This is a genomic window from Bacillus sp. EB106-07-01-XG149 (assembly GCF_058791555.1).
Genome location: NZ_JBYTDP010000016.1, coordinates 1 through 15,619 on the forward strand (window position 1 = coordinate 1; position 15,619 = coordinate 15,619).

At 36.9% G+C, this 15,619-nt stretch carries 14 protein-coding genes and 2 riboswitches; of the genes, 3 read left to right on the forward strand and 11 right to left on the reverse strand.

Annotated features, from left to right (window positions below; all coding sequences use genetic code 11):
- Positions 1 to 275 precede the first annotated feature (275 nt).
- The 6 genes from AC3WTA_RS28200 to groES all read right to left on the reverse strand — a co-directional run bounded on the left by AC3WTA_RS28200 (position 276) and on the right by groES (position 8,224).
- Positions 276 to 1,781, reverse strand: coding sequence for a sensor histidine kinase (locus AC3WTA_RS28200; protein WP_000719225.1), 1,506 nt, complete (start codon positions 1,779 to 1,781; stop codon positions 276 to 278).
- Entirely contained in the window at positions 1,765 to 2,466 is a 702-nt protein-coding gene (locus AC3WTA_RS28205; protein ID WP_000190041.1) for a response regulator transcription factor, read from the reverse strand. The genes AC3WTA_RS28200 and AC3WTA_RS28205 overlap by 17 nt, the downstream gene beginning before the upstream one ends.
- Positions 2,467 to 2,611: 145 nt before the next feature.
- Complete coding sequence (locus AC3WTA_RS28210; RefSeq protein ID WP_000833102.1) at positions 2,612 to 3,937, reverse strand: NCS2 family permease; 1,326 nt, start codon at positions 3,935 to 3,937, stop codon at positions 2,612 to 2,614.
- A 128-nt stretch (positions 3,938 to 4,065) separates the two neighbouring features.
- Positions 4,066 to 4,167: riboswitch (purine riboswitch) on the reverse strand.
- A 154-nt stretch (positions 4,168 to 4,321) separates the two neighbouring features.
- Positions 4,322 to 5,860 carry a glutamine-hydrolyzing GMP synthase gene (gene guaA, locus AC3WTA_RS28215; RefSeq protein ID WP_000743915.1) on the reverse strand — a complete coding sequence of 513 codons (1,539 nt, stop codon included), beginning with the start codon at positions 5,858 to 5,860 and terminating at the stop codon, positions 4,322 to 4,324.
- 165 nt (positions 5,861 to 6,025) lie between these two features.
- A riboswitch (purine riboswitch) is annotated at positions 6,026 to 6,127 on the reverse strand.
- A 139-nt stretch (positions 6,128 to 6,266) separates the two neighbouring features.
- The gene (groL, locus tag AC3WTA_RS28220) at positions 6,267 to 7,901 is read right to left on the reverse strand and encodes a chaperonin GroEL (RefSeq protein WP_001029984.1); all 1,635 of its coding nucleotides are present in this window, start codon (positions 7,899 to 7,901) and stop codon (positions 6,267 to 6,269) included.
- A 38-nt stretch (positions 7,902 to 7,939) separates the two neighbouring features.
- Entirely contained in the window at positions 7,940 to 8,224 is a 285-nt protein-coding gene (groES, locus tag AC3WTA_RS28225) for a co-chaperone GroES (RefSeq protein WP_000917306.1), read from the reverse strand.
- A 401-nt stretch (positions 8,225 to 8,625) separates the two neighbouring features.
- Between groES and AC3WTA_RS28230 the strand changes: the two genes are divergently transcribed.
- Together AC3WTA_RS28230 and AC3WTA_RS28235 are read left to right on the forward strand one after the other, a co-directional pair.
- Positions 8,626 to 9,375, forward strand: a complete 750-nt coding sequence (locus AC3WTA_RS28230) for a CPBP family intramembrane glutamic endopeptidase (protein ID WP_000745348.1) — start codon at positions 8,626 to 8,628, stop codon at positions 9,373 to 9,375.
- Complete coding sequence (locus AC3WTA_RS28235) at positions 9,372 to 9,563, forward strand: YdiK family protein (RefSeq protein ID WP_001246201.1); 192 nt, start codon at positions 9,372 to 9,374, stop codon at positions 9,561 to 9,563. Before AC3WTA_RS28230 ends, AC3WTA_RS28235 begins: the two co-directional genes overlap by 4 nt.
- A 29-nt stretch (positions 9,564 to 9,592) precedes the next feature.
- On the opposite strand, the gene AC3WTA_RS28240 is transcribed toward AC3WTA_RS28235, so the two are convergent.
- Positions 9,593 to 10,222: a redox-sensing transcriptional repressor Rex gene (locus AC3WTA_RS28240; protein ID WP_000372703.1), complete on the reverse strand. Its 630-nt coding sequence runs from the start codon at positions 10,220 to 10,222 to the stop codon at positions 9,593 to 9,595.
- 187 nt (positions 10,223 to 10,409) lie between these two features.
- On the opposite strand from AC3WTA_RS28240, the gene AC3WTA_RS28245 reads away from it, so the two are divergent.
- Entirely contained in the window at positions 10,410 to 12,344 is a 1,935-nt protein-coding gene (locus AC3WTA_RS28245) for an ABC-F family ATP-binding cassette domain-containing protein (protein ID WP_000602168.1), read from the forward strand.
- 407 nt (positions 12,345 to 12,751) lie between these two features.
- Here the strand turns inward: AC3WTA_RS28245 and tsaD are convergent, their stop codons facing one another.
- The 4 genes from tsaD to tsaE are packed head-to-tail and all read right to left on the reverse strand — an operon-like array spanning position 12,752 to position 15,371.
- On the reverse strand, positions 12,752 to 13,768 hold the full coding sequence (gene tsaD, locus AC3WTA_RS28250) for a tRNA (adenosine(37)-N6)-threonylcarbamoyltransferase complex transferase subunit TsaD (RefSeq protein WP_000414581.1): 1,017 nt from the start codon (positions 13,766 to 13,768) through the stop codon (positions 12,752 to 12,754).
- On the reverse strand, positions 13,768 to 14,211 hold the full coding sequence (rimI, locus tag AC3WTA_RS28255; RefSeq protein WP_000367199.1) for a ribosomal protein S18-alanine N-acetyltransferase: 444 nt from the start codon (positions 14,209 to 14,211) through the stop codon (positions 13,768 to 13,770). The genes tsaD and rimI overlap by 1 nt, the downstream gene beginning before the upstream one ends.
- A gap of 13 nt (positions 14,212 to 14,224) precedes the next feature.
- Positions 14,225 to 14,917, reverse strand: coding sequence for a tRNA (adenosine(37)-N6)-threonylcarbamoyltransferase complex dimerization subunit type 1 TsaB (gene tsaB / locus AC3WTA_RS28260; RefSeq protein ID WP_000865750.1), 693 nt, complete (start codon positions 14,915 to 14,917; stop codon positions 14,225 to 14,227).
- Positions 14,898 to 15,371 (reverse strand): tRNA (adenosine(37)-N6)-threonylcarbamoyltransferase complex ATPase subunit type 1 TsaE, encoded by a 474-nt coding sequence (gene tsaE, locus AC3WTA_RS28265; protein WP_000049636.1) that lies wholly within the window; start codon positions 15,369 to 15,371, stop codon positions 14,898 to 14,900. The genes tsaB and tsaE overlap by 20 nt, the downstream gene beginning before the upstream one ends.
- Between the last annotated feature and the right edge of the window lie 248 nt (positions 15,372 to 15,619).

The window sequence follows — 15,619 nt, forward strand, 5'->3', positions numbered from 1 at the left end:
TAAAAATAAAAATTGACGTTTCACGTTGTTTGTTTCGTTCAGTTTTCAAAGAACTACTTGGTCGCTCATTTGCGACTCCCTTATGTTAACATCTTCGTTAGTTAATGTCAACTAAGTTTTTTATTTCGTTTACCGCGTTCTGCGTTATTGCATCGGCGACTTGTTCTATATTACACCTCTAAACCTTAATCGTCAACATGTTTTTCTAAAAAAATATAAAAAGGCTTATTTCTTTTAAAATAAGCTTTTTTATCAAATATCATTCTATTCATTTATTATTTTTCTATAATTGGTAACGAGACGATAAACTGAATAATACCACCCTCATATTCAGCTCGAATACTACCACCTTGCAACTCAACAATACTTTTCGCAATCGCTAATCCAAGTCCCGACCCTTCTGTTACTCTACTTCTAGATTGATCTTTCTTATAAAAGCGTTCAAACAAACTCCCTAACTCTTCTCTCGTAAACTCTTCACTATGATTCGCAATTACAATTTGTATATCCCGGCGCTGCCTTTGAAGAGAAACTTTTATCTCCCCATCATCTTTACTATACTTAATCGCGTTCATTAATAGATTATCAAATACACGAACCATCTTTTCCGAATCAATCGCCGCATAGGTACGTTCCTCAGGAAACTTCTTAACAAACGTAAGTCCATGCTCTTCCGCCTGCGGTACTAACTCTTCTATTAATTGCTCCAATAACTCATTTATACAAACCTCTTGTTTTTCTAATATAACTTGCTCGTTTGTTAACTTCGTATACTCAAATAAATCTTCTATTAAATTTTTTAACTGCTCCGACTTTGCAAAAGCAATTCTCGTATATTCATCATGTTGTTCTTTATTTTCATATTTAGAATCTCGAAGTAACCGCAAGTAACCCATTATAGAAGTCAATGGTGTACGTAAATCGTGAGATACATTCGTAATAAGCTCATTCTTTTGCTTCTCTAATTTACGTTCCTTTTCTATATTATTCATAAGCTCTTCCGCCATATTATTAATATTCTCGGTTAAAGACGCAATCTCATCTTCACCTTTCTTCTCAATACGGTACGCTAAGTTACCTTTTTCTATTTCCTTTACACCTTGTGCCATCGCTTCAATTTGCTTCATCTTTCTCTTTGTTATATAGAAGAAAGAGAAAATAAATACAAGTACACCTATGAAAAATGGAAACGGTCCTTCTTGCGTATCATATATTACTTCACCTTCCGGAATCCCACTAACAAACATGTATAAATTCTTATCTTCTATTGTAATAGGTGCAAAAGCTATAAATTCTTTTCTCGTACTTTCAAATTCTTTTCTACCATTCATATAATTAATCGCAAACGATGATGCATTACGAATTGTATTATGCAAATCAATTTGTTCTTCTTGCGCCTGCTTCGTCTTATATAAAACTTTTCCACTCTCGTCAGTAACCAACACTTTTAAAGCTCTAGAGTTTTGTTCTAAATTTTGATTCTCTATTTCAATCATACTTGATATAGCTTCTAATTTATTTTCATGAACTGAACTATTTGCCACACTTTGAGCTTGTTGATTAATTTGCTCCATACCAGACCGATAATCGATTGTCGCCTGCCGATTCGCATTCTCAAAAAAAGGTGCTGCTGCTTTTGCTGACAAAATCCCTAACAACGCACAAGCAGTAAACGCAGTAATAAGTTGAATGCGTACACTCCGCTTCACCCTCTTCACTAGCTTTTCAATTAATTCTCTAGTTTTCCTAATATAAGTAAATGGATTAAATATCTTTTTCAATCTTATATCCCACTCCCCATACAGTTTTTATATATCTAGGCTTCCTTGGATTCTCCTCAATCTTCTCACGCACTTTCCGAATATGAACCATTACCGTGTTATCCGACTGGAAAGATCTTTCATTCCAAACCTTTTCATAAATTTGTTCCGCACTAAAGACCATACCCGGGTTACGAGCTAGTAATTCTAAAATTGAAAATTCCCTCGGTGTCAGTTTCACTTCTTCTCCATCCACAATAACTTTATGGGTTGAAATATTTATTTTCATCTCTCCAATTTCTAACTCGTCCTCATTTTGAATAGCAAAACCATTCATCTTCATATAACGACGTAACTGAGATTTAATTCTTGCGATTAACTCTAACGGATTAAATGGTTTCGTTACGTAATCATCTGCACCTGTTGTTAATCCTAAAATTTTATCCATATCTTGCGTTTTCGCAGAAAGCATAATAATTGGCATTTCTTTCGATTCTCTTACTTTCATACACATATGGATACCATCTACCTTTGGCATCATAATATCTAATACGACTAGATGTACTTCATTTTCTTCTAGTAAACGTAATCCTTCTTCTCCGTCTCCTGCTTGCAATACTTTATATCCTTCATTCTTTAAATAGATTGTAATAAGATTCCTAATTTCTTTTTCATCATCTACGACAAGTATTGTTTCGGTTGCCACAATATCTCCCCCATCACTTTTTTAATCCCTAACTTCTATTATAGGAAAACTTCTGAAGAAAAACGCTCGGAAATCCTTAAGATTTTCTGAAGACGCAAAAAAGGTCTAGACTCCCCTTAAGTCTAGACCTTTCAAAAAACCCCTTTTATTTACGAACGTAGATGAAATATAGTACGAATAAAACTCCCATAACATACATAATTGGATGAATCTCTTTACGACGACCACTTACTACCATTGTAATTGGATAGAAGATAAACCCGATTGCAATCCCTGTCGCAATACTATACGTAAGTGGCATTGAAATGATTGTAAAGAATGCTGGTACTGCAATCTCGAATTTCTTCCAATCAATTTCGCCTAAAGATGAAACCATCAAGATCCCTACAATAATTAATGCTGGCGCTGTTACAGCTGGTGTTACAACGCTTAATAATGGCGAGAAGAATAGTGCCAGCAAGAAGAATCCTGCTGTTACAACTGCTGTAAATCCAGAACGTCCACCCGCTGCTACCCCAGCAGAAGATTCAATGTAAGACGTTGTTGTTGATGTACCTAAGATTGCACCGATTACAGTTGCAATCGCATCTGCAAATAATGCTTTTCCTGCACGTGGTAATTTATTGTTCTTCATTAATCCAGCTTGATTCGCAACCGCTACAAGTGTACCTGCTGTATCAAAGAAATCGATGAAGAAGAACGTTATAATAACAATCACCATTTGAACAGTGAAAATATCTCCGAAGTGAGTTAACGCCACACCGAACGTTGGTTCTAGACTCGGTATTGCTCCCACTACCGCTTTCGGAGTATCAATTAATCCTGTCGCTACTCCTAAGATTGCTGTAAGAATCATACCGTAGAAAACTGCACCATTTATTTTCTTAATCATGAAGATGATTGTCGTAACAACCCCGAAGATTGCTAGTAACGTTGTGCCCTTTGTTAAATCCCCCAACCCAACAAGAACAGCATCATTTTTCACGATAATTCCGGCATTTTGGAATCCAAGGAAAGCAATGAACAATCCGATACCTGCCGCTACTGCAAACTTTAACTCTGTTGGAATTGCATTAATGATTTTTTCACGAATACCTGAAGCTGTAAGAATAATAAAGATAATACCTGACATTAATGTTCCAGCAATTGCTGTTTGCCACGGAATACCCATCGTTAACACTGCCGTATAAGCAAAGAACGCGTTAATTCCCATCCCCGGCGCCAAAGCAATCGGATACTTCGCGAAGATCCCCATAATTAACGAACCAATCGCCGCTGCTAATGCTGTAGCAACGAATACTGCACCTGGATCCATTCCTGTACCTGCTGGTAACCCTTTAACATTTCCAAGTGACAGCGTAGCAGGATTGACAAATAATACATAAGCCATAGATAAAAATGTCGTTAAACCCGCTATGAACTCTGTTTTATAATTTGTACCGAGTTCATCAAACTGAAAATAGCGTTTCATCTTACGTTTCCCCCGTTATATGATTACTCGCCGTAATCTCCCTAGCCCTCTTTTATCTATTAAAAATAAAAAAGGCTTCCATTGCATATACGTGGAAGCGTTCTATGAATAAAGACAAGTTTCCCCTCATCTTTATCTAAACGCCTCGTAGTCAAGCCATTTACGGTAGCTAGGTAGAAACTTTCGGGCCATATCCCCGATATTATACGACGGCATAATATTCACTTTTCGTTTGAATTACATACTCATATTAACTCGATGAAGTAGTTTTGTCAATTTAAAAGCGAACGTTTTTATAAAATTTTATACTTTTGTTCGTATTAAGAGTAGAAATACAAAAGATCCATCTATGCATGAGCACTAGATGGATCTTTTTTTATAATACTATTCCCACTCAATAGTTGCTGGTGGCTTACTCGTTATATCATACACGATACGGTTAACGTGTTTTACTTCGTTTACGATACGTACAGAAATTTTCTCTAATACGTCCCAAGGGATACGTGCCCAGTCAGCTGTCATACCGTCGATAGATGTTACTGCGCGGATACCTACTGTGTAATCGTAAGTACGCTCGTCACCCATAACACCTACGCTACGCATACCAGGAAGCGCAGTGAAGTATTGCCAAACTTCACGGTCTAAGCCTGCTTTAATAATTTCTTCACGTAAAATCGCATCAGATTCACGAACGATTTCTAATTTCTCTTCTGTGATTTCACCTAATACACGAATACCAAGACCAGGGCCTGGGAATGGTTGACGCCATACGATTTCATCAGGAATTCCTAATTCTGATCCTAATACACGTACTTCATCTTTAAATAACGTGTTTAAAGGCTCGATTAATTTGAACTGCATGTCTTCTGGAAGACCACCAACGTTATGGTGAGATTTAATTGTTTGTGCAGTCGCTGTACCACTCTCAACGATATCTGTATAAAGTGTACCTTGTGCTAGGAAGTCCATACCTTGTAATTTAGAAGCTTCATCATCAAATACGTAAATGAATTCATTACCGATGATTTTACGTTTTTGCTCTGGATCTTCTACACCTTTTAACTTGTTCATGAAGCGTTCTTGTGCATCCACTTTAATAACGTTCATGTGGAAGCCTTCGCTGAATGTTTTCATAACGCCTTCTGCTTCCCCTTTACGAAGTAAGCCGTGGTCAACGAAAATACATGTTAATTGATCACCGATTGCTTTATGAATTAATACTGCTACAACAGAAGAGTCTACACCGCCGCTAAGTGCGCATAGTACTTTTTTGTCTCCAACAGTTTCACGGATTTTCTCTAATTCTACTTCGATAAAGTTCTCCATGTTCCATCCTTCAGAACAACCACATGCGCCGAATACGAAGTTTTTAATTAAATCGTTACCGTGCTCAGAGTGACGTACTTCTGGGTGGAATTGTACACCGTATAAGTTTTGCTCTTCATTGCTCATACCAGCAATTGGACAAGACTCACTTGTTGCATCTACTACGAATCCTTCAGGTAAACCAGTTACTAAGTCACCATGGCTCATCCATACAACTTGCTCTTCTGGAAGGTTCGCATATAATTTTGATTCGTTCTCTACTTTAAGAACAGCTTTTCCGTACTCACGGTGGTTTGCACGTTCTACTTTCCCACCGAAGTGTTGCGTCATAAGCTGCATACCGTAACAAATACCGAAGATCGGTAATCCTAGTTCAAAGATTTTTTCATCACAATGTAATGCGCCTTCACCGTATACACTATTTGGTCCACCAGAGAAGATAATCCCTTTTGGATTCATTGCTTTAATTTCTTCTGCAGTAATTGTATGTGGATGAAGTTCACTGTATACACCGAACTCACGAATTCGACGTGCTATTAACTGATTGTACTGACTCCCAAAATCTAAAACGATAATTGTATCATGCTGCTTCTTCAAAATAATCACCCCAACGTTAGTTCTCGTATATAAATATTTTCACCAATTTGGCAAAAAGCATTACTAATATAATAAAAAAAGCCAGTCCTCCGCCTCTAGTCTCATAACAAAGAAAAGGCAGGGGTCTGGCTTTATAAAGAAAGATAGTCTTCCGCTCTTTATAAATATAAGACGCACTGCCTTCATAGTCAGGTTGTTTACGGTAACCCGGTAGAGACTCTCAAACCATATCATCGAGGATATATGAAGGATTGTTTTATATTATCTTCCTAGATTCTAACAATGAAGTATCCGTATGGTCAAGAGAGAAAGCGACAAAATTCTACAGAAATTCATTTCCTTTTCTAAAAAACATAAAAAAACATCCATTTCTATATAGAAATGGATGTTTTTCGAGCAAACGGAATTACATCATTCCGCCCATACCGCCCATGCCCATGCCGCCCATGTCAGGCATTGCTGGTGCATTTGGTTCTGGCTTGTCAGCTACTACAGCTTCAGTCGTTAAGAACATAGCTGCAACAGATGCTGCGTTTTGAAGTGCAGAGCGAGTTACTTTAGCTGGATCTACGATACCAGTTTCAAGCATGTTAACCCACTCGCCAGTAGCTGCGTTGAAACCAACGCCTACTTTTTCGCCTTTTAGACGCTCTACAACTACAGATCCTTCTAGACCAGCGTTGATTGCGATTTGACGAACTGGCTCTTCTAGTGCGCGAAGTACGATGTTGATACCTGTTGCTTCGTCGCCTTCAGCTACGATAGAAGCTACTTTCGTGTATACGTTCATAAGTGAAGTACCACCACCTGCAACGATACCTTCTTCTACTGCTGCACGAGTTGAGTTAAGTGCATCTTCAATGCGAAGTTTGCGCTCTTTTAACTCAGTTTCAGTTGCTGCACCTACTTTAATTACTGCTACGCCACCTGCAAGTTTTGCAAGACGTTCTTGTAATTTTTCACGATCGAATTCAGAAGTAGTTTCTTCTAATTGCGCGCGGATTTGGCCAATGCGAGCTTCGATTTGTTGTGAATTTCCGATACCTTCTACTACAGTTGTGTTTTCTTTCGTTACAACAACTTTACCAGCGCGTCCTAAAGATTCAATTGTAGCAGATTTTAAGTCACGACCTAATTCTTCAGTGATTACTTCGCCACCAGTTAAGATTGCGATATCTTCTAGCATTGCTTTACGACGGTCACCAAATCCAGGAGCTTTAACAGCTACTACATTGAATGTACCACGAAGTTTGTTCACTACTAATGTAGCTAAAGCTTCGCCTTCTACGTCTTCAGCGATGATAAGAAGTGGTTTACCTTGTTGTACCACTTGCTCTAATACTGGTAAGATTTCTTGGATGTTAGAAATCTTCTTATCAGTAATTAAGATGTATGGGTTATCAAGAACCGCTTCCATTTTGTCAGAATCAGTAATCATGTAAGGAGATGCATATCCACGATCAAATTGCATACCTTCTACTACGTCTAATTCTGTTGTAAATCCTTTAGATTCTTCTAAAGTAATAACGCCGTCGTTACCAACGCGCTCCATTGCTTCAGCGATTAATTGACCAACTTCTTCGTCAGCCGCAGAAATAGCAGCTACTTGTGCGATAGAAGATTTACCTTCGATTGGTTTAGAAATCTCTTTTAATTCTGCAATTGCAGCAGTAACAGCTTTTTCGATACCTTTACGAAGACCCATTGGGTTCGCACCAGCTGTTACGTTTTTAAGACCTTCACGAATCATAGCTTGTGCTAATACAGTTGCAGTTGTCGTTCCGTCACCAGCTACATCATTTGTTTTGCTAGCAACTTCTGCTACTAATTTTGCACCCATGTTTTCGAATGCATCTTCTAATTCGATTTCTTTTGCGATTGTTACACCGTCATTTGTAATAAGTGGTGAACCGAATTTTTTCTCAAGTACAACGTTACGACCTTTTGGTCCAAGCGTTACTTTAACTGCGTTTGCAAGAGTGTCGACACCGCGAAGCATCGAACGACGTGCTTCTTCACTAAATTTAATATCTTTTGCCATAATAATTGACCCCCTTGAATTTTTTAAGATTTATATAATTAACCAATAACTGCTAAAATGTCACTTTCACGTAAAATCAAGTAGTCAGTACCTTCGTATTTTACTTCAGTACCTGCATATTTTGAGAAGATGATAAGATCACCTGCAGCTACCTCTAAAGCAACACGCTCACCATTTTCAAGCACTCGACCAGTACCTACTGCAATAACTTTACCCTCTTGTGGTTTTTCTTTTGCAGTGTCTGGTAATACAATACCACTTGCTGTTTTTTCTTCTGCTTGAACAAGCTCAATTACAACGCGATCACCTAATGGCTTTAGCATGAACAATAACCTCCTCATTTTGTTATGTAAATTTTATTTATTAGCACTCAAGTCACCCGAGTGCTAACACACTTATAATAATAAATAATCTCAATTTCTTTTGCAAGTAAAAAAATCATAATTTTTTCGCAAATTAAGCTATACACTTTTCTATATAGAGTCCCTCTTCTTCTACCTTTACTATATGAATCGTTGTTTCCACTACTCGTATGTTACAATATGAAAGGACACCCTAAGTTGTTTTCGCTATACACACAACTTTCTCCTGTCTTCTATTATAATTTCAAATAAGGATTTACGAAAAAAACATAATTTAAGTGAAGTTTATATCGTAGGTAGCATACTTACATGTTATCCTACCTTATCTCATACACTAGAGTTAGAAAGGATGGTTAAACCATTTGAAAAAACAATATTGGTGGGTTATCGTTACATACATTTTAATGCAGTTATCATCCATTGCTGGATTACCACTTCTGCTGAAAACTGGACTTTATGATAACAGAGGATTTACTAGAGAAGAGAAATTTCAACTCATAACTGGCCACTGGGCAATCATTAGCTTCTTTATTGCATTATGTATCGTACTTTGGTTACTTAGAACAGATATTCGTGACAGACGTTTAGATACAATGCGCTCTACTGTTCCAGCTACGATTGGTTGGATTTTTATTGGGTTCTTCCTAGCATTTTTCTCACAAAGTATTGCCGGTATGATAGAAATGCGTGTATTAGGAATTAAACCTGGATCAGAAAATACAGCAAGACTTATGGATATCGCAAGAACGACACCTTGGTTCCTTATCGTTATCTCTATAATAGGACCTATTTTGGAAGAAATCGTATTTAGAAAAATTTTATTTGGTACACTTTATAAGAAGTTTAACTTCTTTATTGCTGCTATCATTAGTTCTCTTGTATTCGCAGCAATTCATTTTGATTTCACTCACTTATTGGTATACACTTCTATGGGACTCGTATTCGCCTTTTTATATGTAAAAACGAAGCGTATTATCGTCCCTATCGCGGCTCATGTTGCAATGAATACATTAGTTGCAGTTGCTCAAGTTTTAATGAGCAATGAACAAATTCAAGAAATGATTAAAGAAGCTGAAAAAATGCAAGGCTTTATCGGAGGATTTTTAGTATGAGGAACTCACCATTGTTCATGGCTGCATTGTACTTCCTTCTAGGATGTATCTTTACACGCTTCGCCATTACGAACGTAACAGATACAATCTGGAATATGTGGACAATACTATTTGCAGTTATGGCAACAATTGATTTTAATTTGGCACTTCGCCTTATCTTAGTTAAATTCACAAAGAAAAAACAATAATAAAACGCAGAGGTCGCTTCCTCTGCGTTTTATTGTGGATAATTCTTTAAAAAGTAAACAAGTGTTTGTAACTCTACCGCTAAATCAATATGGTGAATTCTTATATTATCTGACACATTTAAGCGCGCTGGTGTGAAATTTAAAATACCATGCACGTTCGTTTCTGCCAATCTATCTGCTACAGATTGTGCTACTGTAGCGGGTACTGTTAATATTGCCACTTGTATATCAGTTGATAAACGTTCTTCTAATTCATCTAAATGATATACAGGAATGCCCCCGATTTCTGTCCCGACTTTCTCTTCACTAACATCAAACGCCATTTCAATTTTTGTATTATTGTTTTTCGTGAAATTATAATGTAAGAAAGCGGTCCCTAAATTACCTACTCCAATAAGTGCTACACGTGTTATATCATCTTGGTCGAGTGTTTCACGGAAAAATGATAATAAATAATTTACGTTATATCCATAACCTTTTTTCCCTAACGCTCCAAAATATGAAAAATCTCTTCGAATCGTTGCGGAATCAACTTTTACCGCTTCGCTCAATTCGGCTGATGAAACACGTTGCTTACCAGAAAGAGATAAGTTTTGGATAAATCGATAGTATAGAGGCAATCGTTTGGCAGTGGCCTGTGGAATTTTTTGCTGATCCATATAACCTCTCCTCTCTTCCTATCTTTATTCATATACTTGAATCAAATACAGAAGTTTAGCACTCATGAATTTCCCTGTATAATAAAGAGAAGAAGTATTCTCTCTTTATTTTAAACTATACACTATTTTTAGTATGATTGAGAAATATAAACATGGCAAAGTTAAGAAATTATTTGAGGTGAAAACATTGATTTTATTACAAGTAAACGCGCTTACGAAATTATACGGTGCAGAAACGATTCTTGCAAACATAAAATTAGAAGTTCAAACGAAAGATCGTATCGCATTAGTCGGACGAAATGGGGCCGGAAAATCTACATTATTAAAAATAATAGCTGGTGAGCTATCTCATGATGGTGGCGAAATTATAAAACCGAAAGATGTCTCAATCGGATATTTAGCTCAAAATACCGGGTTAGAAACATCTTTAACAATTTGGGATGAAATGTTAACCGTCTTTACACACTTGCAGCAAATGGAGACAAAACTTCGAAGGCTAGAGCAAGAGATGGGAAAAGAAGAAAACTTTTCAAACGAGGCTACATATGAAAGATTATTAGCTGATTATGACCAATTGCAATTAGATTATAAAGATCAAGGTGGATATCAATATGAAGCAGATATTCGCTCGATTTTAAGTGGTCTTGGCTTCCCAGTTGAAACGCACCAGACGACGATTTCTACATTAAGTGGTGGACAAAAAACACGATTAGCTCTCGGTAAATTATTATTAACGAAACCAGACCTACTTATTTTGGACGAGCCTACAAACCATTTAGACATCGAAACATTAACATGGCTTGAACAATATTTACAAGGCTATCCTGGCGCAATACTAATCGTTTCTCATGACCGTTATTTCTTAGATAAACTCGTTACACAAGTATATGAAATTTCGAATAAAGAAAGCAGACGATTTGTTGGTAACTACAGTAAATATTTAGACTTGAAATCAGCATTATACGAGCAAGACATGAAACGTTATGAAAAACAACAAGATGAAATCGCTAAGCTTGAGGATTTCGTTCAAAAAAATATAGCTCGCGCATCTACGACAAAACGTGCTCAAAGCCGTCGTAAACAATTAGATAGAATGGAATTATTGACTAGACCTTTAGGTGATTCTAAGTCAGCATCCTTCCACTTCGATATCGAAAAACAAAGTGGAAATGATGTTTTACAAGTAAAGGATGCAACTATCGGCTATGATGATGATCCGATTATTGAACATGTAACTATGCGCTTAACTCGCGGGGATAGCGTTGCTTTAGTTGGTCCAAACGGAATTGGGAAATCCACATTATTAAAATCACTTGTGAATAAGTTACCACTATTAAATGGTGATGTTTCTTTCGGATCCAATGTATCTGTTGGTTATTATGATCAAGAACAAGCAAACTTAACATCTTCTAAGCGAGTTTTAAATGAGTTATGGGATGAATATCCACTGCAGCCCGAAAAAGAAATTCGCACGATATTAGGTAACTTCTTATTCACAGGGGATGATGTACTAAAACCAGTATCTTCTCTTAGTGGTGGACAAAAAGCTCGATTAGCTCTTGCAAAACTTATGATGCAAAAATCGAATTTATTAATTCTCGATGAACCTACGAACCATCTTGATTTAAATAGTAAAGAAATTTTGGAGAATGCTTTAATTGATTATCCAGGCACCCTTCTATTTGTTTCACATGACCGCTACTTTATTAATCGTGTAACGACGACCGTTGTTGAGTTGTCAACAGAAGGTGCACAAGAGTATTTAGGCGATTACGATTACTATGTGGAGAAGAAAAATGAAATGATTGAACGTGCAGCATTTGAACAACAAGAACAGCAAGAAAACCAAGCACCTGTTCAAAAAACTGTAGCTCAAGAAAAATTAAATTATCTCGAAGAAAAAGAGCGTAAACAATTAGAACGTCAACGCACTCGAAAAATTGAGGAGCTAGAACAAAATATTTTAGAATTTGAAGAAGAAATTGCTACGTTAGAAGATCAACTTTGCTTACCAGAAATATACGCAGATTATGAAAAGGCTAGTGAAATTACAACGAAAAAGCAAACACTACAAGAGCAACTTGATGCTTGTATGGCAGAATGGGAAGAATTACATTTATAAGAGTATGAATAAGAAGGATGTCTCATAAGTCGGGATTTTTGACTATGCGACATCCTTTTTATCTTCTAGCTGGGGTATAAACGATTCGACACGACATACCGATTTACCGACAAAGTTTGACAATGTTGGCTCGCCCCTATAATAAGGGCACATTTCAAAATGTTTTTTAGAGATATCTTTTTGCGATTTATTTCCCAAAAAAGAATACATTCAAAGGTCAGACTTCACCTACTTTATCCACAGGTTTATACACATATCCACCTTTATAAAATAAACCCCAAAATAACTTTTCCACATTATCCACAACTAACAAAAAAGTTATCAACATTTTATATACACAATAAAACCCATATTATCAACAGATAATATGGGTTTTATCCACAAGCTGTGGTTAATTTTGTGTATAACTATGCTTCAATATCTAATCCTGGATTTGCATTTAAAGCTAATGTAGCACGTTTTCCTTGTTCATATGCAATTGTACCTGCGGCTGCAATCATCGCTGCATTATCGGTACATAAAGATAGTGGAGGAATAATTAGCTCAATATTTTCTTTTGTCGCAAATTCCGCTTCCAAACGTGCGCGAAGTCCTTTATTCGCAGCTACTCCACCAGCAAGAAGCAGTTGCTTTACGTTATACGCTTCTGCTGCACGAGATGCTTTCGTTACAAGCACATCTATTACACTCGCTTGGAAACTTGCTGCTAAATCTTCCGGTGCAATTTCTATCCCGCGTTGTTTTGCGTTATGCACAGTGTTGATAACTGCTGATTTCAATCCACTGAAACTGAAATCATACGAATCAGGTTCTAGCCATGCACGAGGCAAATCGATTGTCGGTTCCCCTTCATGTGCAAGGCGATCAATGTGAGGACCACCTGGATATGGCATGGATAACGTTCGAGCTACTTTATCATATGCCTCTCCAGCTGCATCATCTCTTGTTTCACCAATCACTTCGAATGAACCATGTTCTTTCATATAAACAAGCTCCGTATGTCCACCAGATACAACAAGTGATAGTAGTGGGAATTGAACTTCTTTTACTAAACGGTTCGCATAAATGTGCCCAGCGATATGATGAACACCCACTAGAGGAATATCATGTGCAAAAGCCACTGCTTTCGCTGCATTTACCCCTATTAAAAGCGCTCCTACTAACCCAGGTCCTTCTGTTACAGCAATTGCATCAATATCATCAAATGTGATATTTGCTTCTTTTAAAGCTTCTTCTAACACAACTGTAATTTCTTCTACATGATGACGGGATGCAATCTCTGGTACAACTCCGCCAAAACGTTTATGACTTTCAATTTGTGATGCAACGACATTCGCAATAATTTCCGTTCCATTTTTAACAACTGCTACTGCTGTTTCATCACAACTTGTTTCAATACCAAGTATAATCGTATTTTTTTCCATTATATATTCACCCACATTACGAGACCATCTTCCTGATTGTCTGCATAGTATCGTTTACGAATTCCACCATTTTGAAATCCGTATTTTCTGTATAACTGTTTTGCTACTTCATTTGATACACGTACTTCAAGCGTCATCGTTTTTACCCCTAAATCTTTCGCTTCGGAAATAACTTCTTTCAATAAAGCATCCCCTAGCTTTTGACCTCTGTATTCTGGCAAAATAGCTATATTTGTTATATGTGATTCATCAATAATTATCCACAATCCACAATACCCAATTACACGACCATCTTTTTCTAGCACAACATAATGTGCATGTTCATTCGTCGTTAACTCACGGTGAAAGGCATCTGCAGTCCAAGGAGTTGAAAAAGACGCTTCTTCAATAGCTACAATTTGAGCGATATCATCGAGTTCCATCTTTCTAAATATCATATCCATCTTCTGGAGACTCCTACTTGTTTTGACTTTCTAACCACTTTGTTTCAGCTTCAGCTAAACGAAGATAACTAGGAACAAATGAATGTACATCTTGTTCTTCTTTTTGTAACCCTAAGAAAGCTAACTCACTTGGTCTTGGGTTATTTTTAGTGAAGGGAGCAAATACAGCTTGTTCGCCTAAATGTTCGATAATCGTCTCTTTGTGCAGTTTAACATCGTTACCAATAAATAAAACAGGCTTTCCTGCATCTTTTAACATTTGCAACCAGTCTACAATAAGGATGATTCGGTCTTCTTCTATAGAATTTAAATGCTCTCCTTCATATGTATATAACCCAGTATAAATTTGTCCGCGTCTTCCATCAAATAAAGGACAGATCAATCCATTAAAATTAGCACCGTTTGCAGCCACTACTTCTAAACTTGATACACCTACAATTGGTATTTGAAGTGACCAAGCTAATGTTTTTGCAGCTGTCACACCTATACGAACACCTGTATATGATCCAGGTCCAGCAGCTACAACGATTTTAGTTAATTCTTTCGGTTTTACACCACATTCTTTTAACAATTTCTCTACAGCTGGCATAAGACGTACAGAATGATTTTTTGTTAAGTTTGTAATGATTTCCCCAATTACGTTTCCTTCCTCAATAAGGGATACACCCATTACGTAATTTGAAGTATCAATTGCTAGTACTTTCATCTTGTAATAGCTCCTCACATAATCTAATATATCGATCTCCAATTGGCTCGAGTACAATTTTCCTTGTATCATCTCCAGCATGGAATAAACTAATTTGTAACTTCTCATTTGGTAAAAATGCTTCTATTAAATGAGCCCATTCTACTACGGTAATTCCTTCACCGTAGAAATACTCATCAAAACCTAAGTCCTCTTCACTTTCCGCTAAGCGATACACGTCCATATGATATAGCGGCAATCTCCCTTTATATTCTTTAATAATATTAAAGGTAGGACTATTTACAACTCTTTTCACTCCAAGACCTTTTGCTAGCCCTTTTGTAAAAGTTGTCTTACCAGCCCCTAGATCTCCTTCTAAAATAATTACATCTTGTGCACCGACAAGTCCACCTAGTTTTTCTGATAATCTTTGTGTTTCCTCAGAAGAGTTTGTTGTTATTTCATATTTACTCACAGACTTCACCTACTTTACTCACAATGTTCTCTGCTCTTTATTATACAGGTTTTGAATATATAAAAAAGTCCTTAGGAGTTTTCCTAAGGATAGTTTGACTGTCTTTATTAGTTTTTTGTTAAAACAAATAAAAAAATACGAAACAACATGTTTCGTTCTTTTCTTTATATAAAATGGCGGTCCCGACCGGGGTCGAACCGGCGATCTCCTGCGTGACAGGCAGGCATGTTAACCACTACACCACGGGA